At 40.7% G+C, this 16,362-nt stretch carries 13 protein-coding genes and 1 tRNA gene; 5 read left to right on the top strand and 9 right to left on the bottom strand.

What is annotated here, in order from left to right:
* Positions 1-39: 39 nt before the first annotated feature.
* Together corA and yejK are read right to left on the bottom strand one after the other, a co-directional pair.
* Positions 40-987 (bottom strand): magnesium/cobalt transporter CorA, encoded by a 948-nt coding sequence (gene corA, locus EGC86_RS12770; protein WP_011637944.1) that lies wholly within the window; start codon positions 985-987, stop codon positions 40-42.
* Positions 988-1,438: 451 nt separating this feature from the next.
* Complete coding sequence (gene yejK, locus EGC86_RS12775; RefSeq protein WP_011637945.1) at positions 1,439-2,467, bottom strand: nucleoid-associated protein YejK; 1,029 nt, start codon at positions 2,465-2,467, stop codon at positions 1,439-1,441.
* Positions 2,468-2,650: 183 nt separating this feature from the next.
* On the opposite strand from yejK, the gene EGC86_RS12780 reads away from it, so the two are divergent.
* From EGC86_RS12780 to EGC86_RS12790, 3 genes are all read left to right on the top strand, one after another.
* Entirely contained in the window at positions 2,651-2,863 is a 213-nt protein-coding gene (locus EGC86_RS12780; protein WP_011637946.1) for a YejL family protein, read from the top strand.
* A gap of 85 nt (positions 2,864-2,948) precedes the next feature.
* Complete coding sequence (locus EGC86_RS12785) at positions 2,949-4,739, top strand: DUF3413 domain-containing protein (protein WP_123777804.1); 1,791 nt, start codon at positions 2,949-2,951, stop codon at positions 4,737-4,739.
* Positions 4,740-5,008: 269 nt separating this feature from the next.
* Positions 5,009-5,085, top strand: a tRNA-Pro gene (locus EGC86_RS12790).
* Positions 5,086-5,457: 372 nt separating this feature from the next.
* Here EGC86_RS12790 and EGC86_RS12795 read toward each other — a convergent pair.
* Positions 5,458-5,898 carry a hypothetical protein gene (locus EGC86_RS12795; RefSeq protein WP_123777805.1) on the bottom strand — a complete coding sequence of 147 codons (441 nt, stop codon included), beginning with the start codon at positions 5,896-5,898 and terminating at the stop codon, positions 5,458-5,460.
* Positions 5,899-6,012: 114 nt separating this feature from the next.
* The gene (locus EGC86_RS12800) at positions 6,013-6,405 is read right to left on the bottom strand and encodes a hypothetical protein (RefSeq protein WP_123777806.1); all 393 of its coding nucleotides are present in this window, start codon (positions 6,403-6,405) and stop codon (positions 6,013-6,015) included.
* 1,145 nt (positions 6,406-7,550) lie between these two features.
* On the opposite strand from EGC86_RS12800, the gene EGC86_RS12805 reads away from it, so the two are divergent.
* Complete coding sequence (locus EGC86_RS12805) at positions 7,551-7,778, top strand: hypothetical protein (protein WP_123777807.1); 228 nt, start codon at positions 7,551-7,553, stop codon at positions 7,776-7,778.
* Positions 7,779-8,380: 602 nt separating this feature from the next.
* Here EGC86_RS12805 and EGC86_RS12810 read toward each other — a convergent pair.
* The 4 genes from EGC86_RS12810 to EGC86_RS12830 all read right to left on the bottom strand — a co-directional run bounded on the left by EGC86_RS12810 (position 8,381) and on the right by EGC86_RS12830 (position 13,407).
* Positions 8,381-8,959 carry a hypothetical protein gene (locus tag EGC86_RS12810; RefSeq protein ID WP_123777808.1) on the bottom strand — a complete coding sequence of 193 codons (579 nt, stop codon included), beginning with the start codon at positions 8,957-8,959 and terminating at the stop codon, positions 8,381-8,383.
* 256 nt (positions 8,960-9,215) lie between these two features.
* Positions 9,216-9,371, bottom strand: a complete 156-nt coding sequence (locus EGC86_RS21235; RefSeq protein ID WP_425376032.1) for a hypothetical protein — start codon at positions 9,369-9,371, stop codon at positions 9,216-9,218.
* Between the two features lie 388 nt (positions 9,372-9,759).
* Positions 9,760-11,211: an ankyrin repeat domain-containing protein gene (locus EGC86_RS12825; protein WP_123777809.1), complete on the bottom strand. Its 1,452-nt coding sequence runs from the start codon at positions 11,209-11,211 to the stop codon at positions 9,760-9,762.
* A 117-nt stretch (positions 11,212-11,328) separates the two neighbouring features.
* On the bottom strand, positions 11,329-13,407 hold the full coding sequence (locus EGC86_RS12830) for a hypothetical protein (protein WP_123777810.1): 2,079 nt from the start codon (positions 13,405-13,407) through the stop codon (positions 11,329-11,331).
* Positions 13,408-14,561: 1,154 nt separating this feature from the next.
* Here EGC86_RS12830 and EGC86_RS12835 point away from each other — a divergent pair.
* Positions 14,562-15,218: a glutathione S-transferase gene (locus EGC86_RS12835; protein ID WP_123777811.1), complete on the top strand. Its 657-nt coding sequence runs from the start codon at positions 14,562-14,564 to the stop codon at positions 15,216-15,218.
* A gap of 152 nt (positions 15,219-15,370) precedes the next feature.
* Here the strand turns inward: EGC86_RS12835 and EGC86_RS12840 are convergent, their stop codons facing one another.
* Positions 15,371-16,129 (bottom strand): spermidine synthase, encoded by a 759-nt coding sequence (locus tag EGC86_RS12840; RefSeq protein ID WP_123777812.1) that lies wholly within the window; start codon positions 16,127-16,129, stop codon positions 15,371-15,373.
* Between the last annotated feature and the right edge of the window lie 233 nt (positions 16,130-16,362).

Consider the following 16,362-nt stretch of genomic DNA (forward strand, 5'->3'; position numbering starts at 1 on the left):
AACAATTGATGGCATTATTTTGTGTAAAATAAGTTACTGCTATAACCAACCTTTCCGTTTAAAGAAAAAGTAGGTTCCTGCTGCACTGGCTAGCATTAATGCCACTGCCATTGGGTAGCCAAAGCGCCAATCGAGTTCTGGCATAATATGAAAGTTCATCCCATAACTGCTGGCAATTAGCGTAGGGGGTAAAAATACTACCGCCGACACCGAAAATATTTTAATGATTTTGTTTTGTTGCAAGCCACTGAATCCCATCGCCGCATCCAGTAAAAATTGTAACTTGTCGAAAATAAACTGGCTGTGTGGCATCAATGATTCGATATCCGATAACATCTCACGAATGTCTTTCAAGTTTTCATCCGACAATCGATCACGATAATAACGTTGCATATAACGTAATGAACGCTGAGTATCCAACAAACTTAATCGAATTTTACCGTTCGAATCTTCTTGTAAGGTAATCAGTTTAAAAACGCCATCAAGCTCTTCGTCATTAAATACTTGCTCGCCAACATTTTCTAAAATACTATAAATATCTTCAATTAAGTCAGATAGATAATCAACTTTCAAAGTAAAGAGCTCTAACAACAAGCCTTGTGGAGTGGTAATATCTAAGCGCCCTAAACGTAGGTAATTACGCAGTAAACGAATAAGGCCGACATCTTCTTCACGCATTGTTAGCAAAAAACGTTCTCGCAAATTAAACGACACGTTCACTGCGCGTACATCTGAACTCACACGCTGAGGAAACAACGAGTTAATGTGTAACCCGTCTTGGTTTTGATAAAAACGCGCCGAAGCCTCAATTTCTTTAATATCTTCTTCGTCAGGAACTTCTTCAGCAGAGAATAGCCTCAACCATTGACGCTCTGCATCATCGGGTTTTAATAAATCTAACCACAAGGTTGATTCAGGGACTTTATCGCCCACATTCAATTCGGTGGTGATTAATTCTCTATTTTGATAGGCGTATGCAGTGATCATCGCTCCCCCAAAGTCCGTTAGGCTATTACAAGCATAACAAACAAAAACACTCAAAAAGTGGCGCTAGTTTACTCAACTACAAATGAATGAAAAGTAAAATATTCAACTGCGCCAAAAATCGTACCAGTTAGATAATTTGTTCGGTAATTTGCTAAATAAGCCATGAGCTAAGCCGTTAGATAAATCCAAACAAAACGTTGCAAAGTTCACCGCCACTGACAATGTTTACGCATCAGTATATTGAGATAAAAAATCTGCGTAAGTTAATGTCACTTTGCACGCTATTGAACCCAAAAATCACACGCAATACTAGATGCTACAACATGTTAGCTCGCTTTACTTACTAACTCACCAAAGCATAGCACGCGTTAAACCTAGACTCGCTATTATCTTCGCTCATAAAAAAGCGCCCAAATAGGACGCTGTTGTAACAACACCAATTAAGCTTACGTTATTCGCCTTTTAAGCGACGATCTAATTGGTCTTTCAAATTAGCTGGCACGCCTTTAATCAAAATAGTGTCAGATATCGGATCATAAATAACCCGCTCACCTAAATGGCCGCCATCAAAGCTCAATGTCACCCCACCGCCGGTACCCGAGAACTTCTTCAAGCTGCGTAAACTGGCTTTATCAGCTGGAAACTCTTCATCTAACTCATAGCTGCCGCCACAAGCAAAATCGTAAAATGAATCCATACCAGAATCCGCTAACTCATCAGCTAAGTCTTTAACCTCAATCACTTCACCAGCGTCAGCGCGCTCAGAACAATATTCAAATACCTTGTTACGGCAATCTTGGCGTTCATCTTTGGTTAACTCACTGCCCGCGACAAAATCTTCAACCGCATGGATCAAGGTTTTGTTTTGCGCCTTAGTGTTCACCCCTTCGACACAACCCATAAAGTCTAAAAAGAAATCGGCAACTTTACGGCCAGCACGGCCACGAATAAACGAAATATACTTACGTGAGCTTTTATCTGCCTGCCACTCGGTTAAATCTATACGCGCCGCTAACTGAATATTATTTAAATCTAAATGGTTGTTTTGCGACAATTCCATGTCATCTAATACTGTCATCGACGACTTAGCGCTTAATAACGCCACAAATAAATAGTCGCTTGTCATGCTGGTGTAGCAAGACATCAACAAAAAACCGCCTTGGCTAAAATCGTACTTGGCAAGTTCTTGTTGCAATAGTTGGCTCGCTTGACCACTAAACTCAACAAAACCTAAATCGCCTTTACGATAACCGGTCAGAGCATCAGAAAATTCACTGTTGGCTTCGCCATCATCGCCATGGGTTCCAAAAAAACCAAATCCCTTGCCCGCTTTACCCGAATAGGTTTGATGCAACTCTTCTAACATGGTTTCAACGGCGTGAGTATTCAACAACGGTTGCGGACGTAAACGACAACGCATTTGTCCCTGACTGTCTTGAGAAATTTCGTGAATAATTGCTTGCTCAATACTAATGCTCATAAGCCTTGTTAATCCTAGTCTGTCGCAGATGTTATTTTAAAAAAGAATGATATCAGACCAACCGTATAAATCGAACAAGGGTTTACAATATTCCTCACATACAGCGAATAAAACTTGAGGCGAGCGCCGGCTAAATCCGTTATTATGTGCAGCTAATTCATTATTTATTGAAGTTTTCTGACTATGGCAATTCAATCTAAATACACAAACACTCAAGTTGAAGCTCTTATCAGCGAGCTGCTTGCAGTACTAGCTAAGCATCAAGCTCCTACCGATTTAAGCCTAATGGTATTGGGCAATTGCGTGACCCATTTACTCGACAAAAAAGTCCCAGGTGAATCACGTCAAAAAGTTGCCGAGCAATTTGCTAAAGCCTTAACACAGTCGGTTAAGTAATCGACTAAATAAAATTTATCACCAATGCTAACAATCAGTTACACTGAAAATAGTCTGTGATAATAACGTAGGAATACGAGTTAACATGATCGAGCGCAAAAAGCAGCAAATGACGCGTGATAAAGTGTCACGCTTAGTTAATTGGGGTCACTGGTTTGCCTTCTTTAATGGCATATTAGCGATGTTAATTGGCGCTCGATATATTGGCAGTGTCGGCTACCCAGAAACCATTATTGGTTGGGCTTACCTGTCAATCAGCACCATTGGTCATTTTACCTTTTTGGCCTTTATCGGTTACTTAATTTTTATCTTCCCGATTACCTTATTATTACCTTACTCCAAAATTTTACGTGGTTTTGCTGCATTTATCGCCTCTCTTGGTTTATATGCCCTACTGTATGACACCATTATTTATGACGACTACGGTATCCATTTAAGTCCTTTTGCGTTCGACTTAGCCTGGCAAGATCTCAACGCGCTATTACACAGCACTTCATATATAGTGACACCTATCGTCATTGTGATTGTAGAGCTTACCGCAGCCAATTATCTGTGGAAACGCATAGACAAAATTCAGAAAAAACAATGGGGCAACAAAGTGGTGCTGTTTGTCGGTATCTGTTTTGTCAGCAGCCATTTATTTCATATTTGGGCCGACGCGACCAATATGACTGAAGTCACCCGTTTTGACGACGCCTATCCAGTGTCATACCCTGCGACAGCACGCTCGTTTATGGAAAATCACGGCATTGACAGCAGCATGCAGTCAACAGAGTCTCGCAACACTAAATCACGTAAGCTGAGCTATCCCATCAGTCCGATGCAATGTACTGTAGACAACCAACCCAATGTTATGGTTATCAGCATAGACAGCCTACGCGCAGACATGGTCGACAGTGTCACCATGCCGTTCTTAAGCCAGTATCGTATTCAAAATCAGCGCTTTATGAATCACTATAGCGGTGGTACAGACTTTGAAACCAGCATGTTTACCCTCATGTATGGCTTACAAGGCAATTATAGCGATCGCAAAGAGTTTGATAGCACCAGCCCAATATTGACCAACACTCTGTCACAACAAGGCTATCAATTAGCCATGTTTGCGCCTGAAAATGATCAATACGCTGCTAATAGTGCAATGTTCAGCGGTATAAACATTCATATCAGCGAAGGCGATAATGGCAGCGCAGATGCCGATATCAACACCATTAATGCGGTGAATGCTTGGCAGCCAAAACAAACACAACCGTGGTTTGCCTTAGTGAATCTTACCGCACCAAAAGATTACGACACCCCAGTCGGATTTTTAGGCGTACAAACCATCAAACCGCATATGGCATTAAAGCCTGCGCAAAAGGTGCTGTTTAATCAATATCGTCAATCACTTAACTTTATAGACCAACAACTGGCAAGCTTACTCAATAACGTTAGTGATGATACCATTGTGCTCATCACTGGCACTTACGGCCAGGTCTTTACCAGTAATACCAGCGACGCCCGCAGCGATTTATCGCCAGGTAATGTTAAAGTGCCGCTGATCATCCATTGGCCCGACAGCCATGGTAATAAAGTGAATTACCGCACCAGCCATTACGGCATAGCGCCAACCTTGCTAAGCCATGTGTTAGGCTGCACTAATCCAAGTACAGATTACAGTTCAGGCCGCAGCTTGTTAGAACCTAATAATGAAACCTGGGTTTACATAGGCGACAGCCGCCGCTTTGCCATTTATCAAAAAGCTGAAATAACAGTATTGGATAGTTTCGGTAAATACCGCATTTACGATTTAGACTATAAAAAACGTTTAGATAAGAAAATGAGCGCACCAGAATTGATCCAAGTAATGCGTGAAGGTCGTAGACTTTATAATCAATAAGGTATTTATAATATCGCGTTGTAAACGAGCTCTTCATTAAGCACTATCATGCATGCTTATGCTTGCTTATGCATAGATAAGGTCGAACGTTTTATTGAATGGATAGTTTATAATCAATCGATAACCGACTGATAACTAACTACTTGCGTAAACAAATCGCAATTGATACAGTAATTACTCACTTAGTAACCCCGAGGCTCACAGCCGTACTAAGTGGTTGATATGTATGATGATATTTTCATTATATCTAAAGTCAAACGAAGTCATTTCGGTATGTAGCGCAGCCCGGTAGCGCACTGTCATGGGGTGTCAGGGGTCGGAGGTTCGAATCCTCTCATACCGACCAAATTAAAAATAAAAAATCCTGTACGCATCAACTGCTTACAGGATTTTTTGTGTCTAAAGATAATACGTGAATTTTATTAATCCGGTCAAACTCCGGTCAAATCCTCTGCTCTACAATTACAACTTACGTTATTTCTGTCATAACTTTTTTTAATGTCTAAATGTAGCGGGTCGCGAGGTTTGAGAAATGAAAACGGGTGGTTTGAGACCGGCAATATCGTATATTTCTCAAACTGAGTGACGTCACTTGGTTTGAGACAAATCAAAAATACATCAATTGAATAACGTTTAAACCTGCCTTAAATCGATTGTAACCAACGAAGTTTAACCGTCCCAGCACCGCAGGTGCTAACACCCACTTTTTGTTAGGCCGCTATTTAAAAGCAGCTTCGATTTTTTCGGTATCTAAGTACTTCTCAAATGCACCCAAACTTTGAGAGACAGATGATTCTGTCATTAACTCTTGCATTGCCACTTTCCCTACAATACTGAATGCAGACTCAAATGCTGCTGAATTTTCTTCCATAGCCTTATTGGATATTTCTTTGCAATCTTTAGTTATTAATCTAGTAATAAGCTCTCCAACATATTTATTCATTTGATCTAAGTTAGCATCTGAGACATTTGAATAAGGTTTTATAGTGCTATGCTGGGACATACCAAAGTAGATCCATTTAGCTAAATTCTTCCTTTCTTTTCCATTCATTGAATCTGTTAAACAGACACCTAACTGCTGCGTTGCAGAGACTGTGCTTGCTAATGCATGCGGGCTCATTACAGCTGCTATTAAAATAATAGTGGAGATTAACTTCATAATGCTTTCCTTATTGATTGCCTAACGTCCCTCTAATAAGTGAGCTAGGTGCTGGCGGGTGATTTGCGCAGCAAATGGCATGACAACCTTGGTGAGTCTGAATTTAAAGGCTTGTTATACGCAACTTTCAGCTTTAGGTCTAAAGTAGTTTTTTGAGGCTGGTAATAGCAAAAAAATCATTGCAAATAAGGGGATGATATATATTCCCAATATCGGATAAATTCTAAATGCCTCAAACAGAGAAAGATCGTAAAAATACTGGTCATAAGCCTTCCAAAGCCAAAAAAGAGGTAATCCACCAGTCCCTATTAAACCAATAATCAAAGATTTTTCATCTCGCTTTTTCAAAGCAGAAGCAACCAAAAAAAAGGCTGCTCCAGCAATTAACTGTGAAACTGCAGTTGATGGCCTAGCATCTACGACGAACATCATCCATGCAGCAAGAGTAATGCTGACTCCTGAACTCAAGTAAAGCAACATTAAAGTCATTTTGGCAGAAAAAGGCATTTACAAACTCCTTGTGTATAACGCTTTAGTATTTATGCGTTACGGCGCTGTTTACAACGCATAAATCGCTTGTTGGACCTGGGCTGATACCGAGACCAAGTTAATGGGTAAGCTTTATGCTAAAGGAATTTGCTTTTTTTGATGCTGGCTTTGGGCTGTAGAGCCGTTTTGAACTGATAATATGGCTTGGTTTGTACGTGTTTCATTGCAATTCCCTTGTCATTGTGGTGTTCCATCACATCTCTTTTATGTCTAGCTGATCCAATGAGGATAATATACTCGATTGAGTCAGCATTTGGCTCCGCACAGCGGCTTAGTTCAACGCTTTAAACAGAGGAAAACACGAACGCTTTGGCGCAGCCAGTGAGTGGTTTTTCGATGATTTAACTTGTTATGTGGAAACACTGCGCGCCCCAACTATGGCAAACCAAAATAAAGCTATACCAGCCAAAACCACTAGTAAAGCAGAATGGTCTGGCGCTATTGACCGCGCATATATCAATGGAGCTGCACCCGTAATAATTGAAACAATGATATATGAACCGCTCCGGCCAGTAGCTGTTGTGCTCAAATACATTCTCCACTTATTTAGAAGATATGTACCCAACGGAATATACATAAGTAAAAATATTTCGATCACTCACTAAGTCTCGGTTTATACATAACGTTTTAGTATTTATGCGTTGCGCTATTTGCAAGGCATAAATCGCTTGTTGGACTTGGCCGATGCCGAGTCCAGGTTAATGGGTACGCTTTATGCTATAGGGATTTGCTTTTTTTGAAGCTAGCACTGGGCTGTAGAGCAATTTTGAACTGGCAATATGGCTTGGTTTGTACGTATTTCATTGAAAATCCCTTGTCATTATGGTGTTCCATCACATCTTTTTTAAGTCTAACTGATTCAATGAGGTTAATACACTCGATTGAGTCAGCATTAGCGCTGCGGCTTAGTTCAACGCTGCAAGCAATTGCAGCAGTAACATAACTTGTGCATGCGCGAATATTTTACCGCACATACACAAGTGGAGAGTAAGCTGTCAGATTGACTTGCTTTGCATTACCCAATAACTCTCTGATTCTTTAAGTATGCATATAAAACCATGCTTCCAGGTACATTAAATATGATCACAAATAACGAAGCTAGCATGGAACTCAAAACACCCAGTTTCTTCCGTTTAATGAAAATGACAACAAGTGCAAAAGCAACCAACAATATACAAGCAGCCACTAAAAAAATGGATGCTGAAAGCCCGAGATACCAGATGATACTTCCTTGCTCAGTGGCCGGAGAAAATATTACTGCAACCAATAAAACCCAGAAGACAATAATTAGCCATTTCCATATAGGGGCAATTAATAGGTTTTTATTATAATTTGATTGATAAAACATTGCCTAAACTCTACTGATGCTTAACAGCGTATTAGCTAGAATTTCGATAAACATCTTGAGAAGTCAACCAAAACCCAGCATCTATACCACTTTAATTATTAATAATTTTAGTAACTTATCAGCTTAAATCTCGCGAATCAATCACTCTTTAGTCTGGATGAAGCGAGAATGTAGATAACCGAAAATGATATGGCTCGTTATGTAAATGATTTTTAACAAAAGCACATTAATTCAATAGGCTAGAGTCATTATCAATCTAAAGCCGAGAGTATTTAACTAGGTTGCTAAACTCATTCAGCCACTCAGATCGACTAGATCTATTTGAGTGTTCAAAAAGTTGGTATATAGAAAGATCGAACAAACTCCCAAAATGAATGCCTAACAAATCAGTATTTAAACATCACTTTCATAGACTTAACAAAACTAAAACGGGGTATTAACGCGAATAGAGTTTACATAGTCCATAAAACAACAACACAACCACCTAAATTTCTCATATGTAGTGAAGCTCTGCGCTTGTCCTCCCCCGCAGTACACCGAGCCAGAAGAACCCATAAAATACTTGTTAATTTTTATAGCCGTAGGTCATTTGTCATTCATAATTATTAACGTTGATAATGAATTATGCTGGTTCCAGATTTGAGGTTGAAGTTCGCTGTGCTTATCCATTATCTCTTTCCAAAGGTCATAATTTTTGTCGTCACCCTCATCCAAAATAACTGGCTCATAAGATGATGATTTATCTAATTGATATTCGAGCCAGAAATTTAAGAATGAAGCAGAGTCAGGTATAGATTTATTAATAATCTCAATGAGAAACAGGCCTCTTAGCCACAAGCCTCGGTCTACATTGATAAAATGTGACACTTCAGCAAACATTACAACGTTACATATTTCGCCACCCTTTGAGCCTTTTAACATCGAATAAGATAAGTTTGAAAAAGCTATTTCTCGCTCCATCATGATTTCAGATAATGAGTTAACATAGCCGGTTAAAATCGGTACTCTCCATACTTTATAAGCACGATAAGCAATTCCCAAAGTGGCAATAGTAACAACTAAAGAAATGAACCCAAGCCACAAAGAAGTATCAAACTCGACTCCTTGACCAAGAATGACGCCTATAAAAAGTAAACAACATGATACCAAAAAATAAATTTTCAATTAAATTCAATCCATTTATATTAATTATACTGACTTTACCACATCAATTAATTAAAGAAATCTCTGCCCTTCTCAACCAATACACACAAGACTTCTTGCTATCAAATCCCACCAATGCCCAATGCCCTTTGCAGATGTAGTGCGCTCTAATGGCCCGTATGCATTGCGGTGTTAACCGCTCAATCATCTGGTCGAACTGTCTTACTTCTAGTGGGGGCGTTACCTCGACTACTGCCGAACTACCTTAAACAATCACCTAGCCTAACTTGTAGCACTGGCTTCGGCCTGCGAACCCTTGGCCATATTCTTGATAGGCCCAATAGTTACCCCAGCGTGTTAACCCATGACGCAACGCCTTCATGTTCAGCGTCACTTGTTGATGTTGCAGCTGCTGCACATTAATCTTCATCATTATTCTTCACCATCAATCATCGCCCTTATGTCATCTATCCCTAACTTAAACACCTGGGCGCATATTGCCGACACATCATCAAACGGCACTCTCACATCACCCCGTTCCCAACGCTGATAAGTTCAAGCTCAAAATAAGGGTCACCTTTTATGGTAACTATTTGGGGGTTAGACTATGACAACCCTGTGATTACCAGCTTCAGAGCTAGCTTTCATGGCTCTGCCATAGGGCGGAAATTAGAATCCTCTCCTAACACAGGAAGATACCGACCAAATCTAAAATAAAAAAGCCTGCATGCATAAAATGCTTACAGGCTTTTTTTGTATTTAAAAACAAACGTTAATTTGATTAATCCGGTCAAACACCAAACTCGATTTTCTTTTCAATCTCAACATCCATCGGCGTTATATTTAGCTCCCTTTGTGCATAATAACGCTACAACGTTTGCATGCCCTTGCTGCTTGGCGCGCATTAAAACGGTTCGGCCTTTATTATCGCGTAAATTGACATCTGCACCTCGGGCTAATAACAGCTGCATGATGTCGATGTGTTGCTTGTCGGCAGCGTAGAACAATGGCGTAAAATGCTTATTATCATATCGATTGACCTCAGCACCATGAGAGAGGAGTGTTTGCACTATCTTGGGCTGAGCTTGCTCTGCCGCGGCCATTAATGGCGAAAAATCATCACTGTTTGTGCCATTAACATCAGCTCCGTTATCTAGTAAAAGGTTAATCGATTCAATATCGTTATGCTCAATGGCCAGTAGCAGTGGCGTCATCTTACTTTCAGCACTTTGTAACTCAGTTTCAGCGCCATGTGAAAGCAATAAACTCACCATTGCCACATTGCTAGTGGCAACCGCATATAACAAAGGAGAAGTACCGCCATTATCTTTGATATTAATATCCGCGCCATAGTTGAGTAGTAACGAGACTATGTTCAGGTGTGAGCGATTTGCCGCCCAGTTAAGTGCGGTATGGCCTGTTCTATCTTTTAAATCCACGTTAGCACCTTGTTTAAGCAGTGTATTAACCACGTTTTCATGACCACTCAATGCCGCTAGCATTAATGCTGTTCGCCCTATTCTGTCTTTTGCTCTGGCATCTGGACTAGCTCCTCGCTTGAGCAATGCTTTTACCGCTGGCTCGTCGCCAAATGCGGCTGCATGAAGTATTCCTTTGCGCTGTTGGTTAATGATCGCACGTGTTTTGACCTTATTTGCTGAAGCATCAACCGATGGTTTATTTGTCTGTACATCACTATTTTGTTCGGTTGGTTTAGTCTGTACTGGAGACGTATCTGCTGGAGTAGTCTCTATTGATTCAGCCGGAAACCGTGGCGGATTTTGATATTGTTGATGTTGTGGGTAAGCCGAGTCTCCCTCGCCGCGGTAGCCAGGAAAACCTACATCTGCACCACTTTTGCGCTGGTTATCTATGATTGATGGCTCTTTTGATTGACTCTCTGGATTGTTGATTATGGGTTGAGCATCAGATACAACCTCCTTCCCACCACGATAATTGGGATCACCTTTGCCAAGCTTGGGCATATTTTTTTGGTAATCGTGACCCATTGCCGGTTTTTTCGCACTTTGTTTAGGCGCTGGCGGGGTTACTGCAGGGTTTGCTATAACTGGCGTTACTGGCGCAGCCGACGTTACTGCCGGAGTTGTGATAGCTGGCGTGACAGCTGGTGTGACTAGCACCGGCGTGGTTGCAGTAGCCGGTGGAATGGTAGTTGCCGGTTGGATTGGATCGCTGTTTTCTTCAGCGAATAACGAGGTAATCGCCGAGGATAAAATAATGGCCGAGACAAAGATTATTCGTATGATGCGCATTTGCTATTCCTATCTTCTAAGTCCGTAAAGACCGTTAATAACAATATCAATTAGGTTAAGTTAAAAGGAGAGAAACAAAAGTTCTCCCCCTTTGATTCACCTGCTAATCCTTAATTATCATCTACGGATTTTTGTTGTTGCGGTGCGAGTATCGTTATCACTATTAAGATCGCCTTCAGCTGTCACCGTCGCCGTCCAGCTAACAGCGGACGTTCTGATGATGTTGGCTGTCCAACTTGCATTTAATGAAATCGTATCTCCTTCAGCCAAGTCGCTGAAAGCCATCGGCGGCAGTTCAATAACCACGCCTTGGTTAGTGACTCCAGTAATGGTTACCTCACCACTGACACTGCTGGGTTTAAGATTGCTCACATCGACAACCATTGCAACCGTTTGATTAAAGGACACTGTAGCTGATGCTGCAAAAGCAGTCAGTGCAACATCGACATCAGTATTCACCACAGGAACTTCGCCTTCATATTCGATAATGAGCTGTGCGTTATATAAGGCTGTTGATTTACTATCACCCTTAATGTAAACCGCAAGGTCAAAATCTGATGTCATCGGTAAACCATTGCTGGTAACCGCTGGTTCGCCGTCCTCAGTGACAATAGTGACATACTCATTTGCAGTCACATCAACCCAACCTCGACTGGTTGCCAGCGGAGATATTTCTCCCTCTTCCCAGTCAAGTAAATTGATCACAGTGGTCGTTGGCGTACCTACTTCATACTTAATATTTTCTTTGGCAAAAGGCGGCGCGCTACATTCAATCAACGGGATCTCCAGCCCAGGCAAGTCTTGACCAAACTTATTAGGTTTAAGTCTCCAACGGGGGCCTGAGACAAGCTCACCGAGTGACGCATTTGGCAGTGCACTACCGATGAAATCCTGAACTTTTGGATCAGGATTGGCATCATAAGACCATTCAAATGGGTCACGATTGATGGTGGTATAGTAAGCATTAGAATAGCCACCAGCGAGATCTGATGAGAAAGCATAAGGGTGCTCTGAAGCGCTTTCACCTGGTGTAGCCAAAGGATCCAGTGCTTTAGGGGTATTCTTTAATATTGTACCGACACCGATAAAGGATGGATCGAAAGCGCCACTTTCAGTATCGATTATATCGCTGTCGCCTTCATAACACGGGACCGTACTTTTCCATACGGCTGCATCACCATCACCTTCAATTCTATAGGAAGGTTTACGCCCTGTTGCAGCTTCGTTTTCCAGGTCTTCTGGACGAAGTTGGTCATTAGGGTTATTGGTGATCCAGTGGTTAACCACAAGCTCAGCACGTGTAACGACAAAGTTTTCTGTGGATGTTTTCCATTCTTCAGGGAGTGCCAACTGGGCATACATGCGGATATCGTTCGGCCGTTTATGTATTCCGCCCCAACCATAAAGTGGCTTACCATCATCTTTAAGCTGCACGGAATAATCACTGCTTAAGGCGATGTTATCAAGCATGTTGGTCTTGTCGTTAGGAAACATTTGGCACCCTTCAGGCTGACCATCTGTTTCACAGGGTACAGCTGTAGTTAAACGATGATCTGGCTGTCCACCGACTAAAATTTGGACATTATCATCTAGTGGCGCACCAGCACAGTCAAAAGACAAACTACCGTCTGGGGTTGATATAGTTGCTTGTGTACCATCAGGGGTGGCAAAAAAGTATGGGATGGTCTCATAACAACTAAGCGCATGTTCCATAACGGTATAATGTTCTGTTTCACATTTTACCGAGGTGCCGCCAAGCCCTTGACACCATGTTCCCAAAGGTGGTTTTACCTTGTATTTTTCGGTGGCAGCATTCGCAACTTGAATACCAATCACCCCTCCGCCTTCGTCAATATTACCAACGAATCCTTCTAGGTAATCGCCATTACGCGCTTTGGGCTGCGCGCCTAGAAAATCAACCACATAAAAGCCAAACTCGCTATCCACTGGATATAACATCACCCCCGACTTGTCGAGAAGCGCTGGATTATCATCAGGACAACTCACTGGGCCAAGACCACAAATGATCGTTTGATCGTCTGCGAAGGTCACTCCATTCAACCCTCCCAGTACGTCATTAACAGAAAACACATGCACTGGCGATTCATAAGCCACCGCACTTCCTATTGAAGCCAGCAATGCTAAAGAGATAGCAAGGGCAATTGGCCTTTTATTAAAGTATTTAACAAATAACATAACAACCTCCTGTAATTATTGTTGGGGTTAAACTAGTTAGACATAACGACCTCCTGGATTTATTTTTAACCTAAACACGTTAACTCTGCTTCAACACCTACACGCACTGCAAATTGACAACAAATGTCGTCACTCAATAAAAAACTGACGGCAAGTAAGCAATAAGTAGTACATTATTTTTGTAACCACACGATGCTATATCTTACTTTTACAGCACTCGAGATATTTACTTTTGCACCTGTTATTAACCATAGAAAAACCATGGTTAAATTCAAGAGGCAAAAAACCATAAAAGTAGCGTTAAACACGTTTTTGGCGAGGGAAATCCTTCAACATCAACCTATTAAAATAATACGGGGTCAGATCAATAAAAAGTCATATTTTCACCTATATTACTCAATAGCTTAGCATCATCATCCTTTAGAATGACGCCTAAATAAAAATTGAGAAATCAGCCCGAATAGGCTGTATTGGCTAGTAACATAGAAATGAATCAGGCGATGATGTAATGGAGACAAAAACCACGTTTTAGATACTACCAAAAGGTAATGTTGATGAAAAAACAGAGTAATTCGAACGAATAAATCAGACTAAATAATTATTATTTTTTATAATTTATAATAATTTTTACCTACAAAGTGATACTAATGCACCATAAAATATGGCACGCATTGTTAATGCTCAAACACTCACTTTAGATGGCAAAAATCATGGCTATTTTGCTGTTTGAAACATTGAACAAAAGAGCAAGCTTAGTCATCCACAATGGTTGATTGGGTAAAAAGGTGCCATTAGTACTTCCCCATATAAAATAAATGCATCCAACATTTAAAGCCTAATAGGCCAAGTAAAAGCACACCAGGGAGAAATAAACTGTCAACGATGGCAGTGCATTTAAGATGCAACACTTAATCAGCACAGCACGTTATTCCCTTGCTGATTAACATAAAACGTCTACTACAGATTTACACCGATACTATTGCTGATTCTAATTAGGTAGACCGCTATCTAGTCAGAAATGAGCTTCAAACGATACCGTTGAATCTTCATAAAAGGCTACCGTAATCAATATTTATAGGGTGATGTATTAGTGATAAAATGAAGAGAATTATTTTGTTAACTGCATTACTGACTGAGAGATAATAAACAACATCATGGTATTACCTGTACTCTATTCGTTGAGAAATTGTCCTTACGCAATGCGCGCTAGACTGGCCATTTATGCATCTAATCAGCAAGTAAACCTGCGCGACTTAGCGCTAAGTAACAAGCCTGCCGAAATGCTTACGGTGTCGCCCAAAGGTACAGTGCCAGTTTTAGTCACCGCAGATAATGAGGTCATCGATGAAAGTTTATCTATCATGCTATGGGCTTTTTTACAAACAGACCCTGACGATTACATTAGTAAAGCAATACCAAACGCGTTAACTGAAATGTTGGCGGTTATTGCGATATTTGATAATGAATTCAAAGGACATTTAGAGAAATATCGCTGTTCTAAACGCTACCATGAACCGTCGCTTGTAGAAGATAGACAACAATGTGAGCGTTATCTTGCGGATCTCGAATCAAGGCTTTGCCAGCACTCATATTTAATGTCTGACCAACCAAGTTTGACAGATTTAGCATTAATGCCGTTTATTCGTCAGTTTGCCAGAGTTGAGCGACAATGGTATTTACAATCCCCCTACCCCAAATTACGACAATGGCTCAATGATTATTTACAGAGTCGAATGTTCAGCAAGGTGATGGTACAAAACCCAATGTGGTTAGACTCAAAACAAGAAGTTGTTTTTGGGGCCAATGTATAAGGCCGGCTTGATAAGCCAGTCATAAAAACTCGCGGCGGTAACATATAAAATATTTCGCCTCAGAACATGAACTAAAACCGTCTAAAATAAAAGACATCTAAGTTAAACGTCACCTAAGATAAACGTCACCTAAGATAACAATCGGTGGCCTATCAACCTTGTGCATCGCAGAGTAAGTTGGCGTAACGTTCCATTGGAATACTCATTTGCTCTTGTAACGCTTTGCCTTTCGCCAGTAGATCGTGGCTTTTTATCGCAGGAATGTCGTTTTTGAATGCAAGCACGATGGTATTGCCGCTTTCGACGTCAAAACTGAGTAATCGATTTTCAAATTCGAGCGCGAGTAATTCATCTAACTCTTGGCGTAATTCAGCTGAGGTATGCCAGATATTGAGCACCAAAACCCCTTGCTGATTGAGTGCGTTTTTACAATTGTGTAAGTAGGATGATTGTACTTGTTTCGGCTCCATACCTTGTGAGTTGTATAGATCTGAAAAGATAATATCGCTTTTTATGTCGGTATTTTTAATGTAATTCACCGCATCGTCTATATGAATAGCAAGACGTTCAGTTTCTGGTAAATAAAAATATTCTTTTGCAGCCTTCGCTACTGCTTCACGGTATTCAACCGCGTGCACCTTCAAATCGACGAAACTACTGAGCAATATTTTAGCCATTGAACCAGCACCCAGCCCCATGATTGTGGCTGTTGTTACTGCGGGAATAAAAAATAAACCGGCCATCATGGCTTGGGTGTAACCTAGATGTAATCCATTAATATCATTGATTTTCATGCAGCTTTGATAGATTTTTCCATCAAAGCTAAGAATGCGGCTGTTTCTTGTTTGATAAACATAAATGGGGCCGTGCTCATCTGCTGTAGATGAAATGCAGGTTCCTTTGATATCCATGGTATTTTTGATACCTCTTAAATAAGGGTATGTAGCGGGTAAGGCAGTATAACGGAAAATAAGCTCAGGTCTTTGTTATTGATTTTTATCGTTTAATAAATGAAAGTATTTAGTAAGTAGCCACTTTTATTTGCTACCGTTATCACGCAACAAAGTATGACACTTCATGCTACAGAGTATGAGTTTTAGATCAAAAATATCTGGTTTATAAAAATGAATCTTCCACCGTTAAT

Source organism: Shewanella frigidimarina (genome assembly GCF_003797125.1).
Lineage (GTDB): Bacteria > Pseudomonadota > Gammaproteobacteria > Enterobacterales > Shewanellaceae > Shewanella > Shewanella frigidimarina.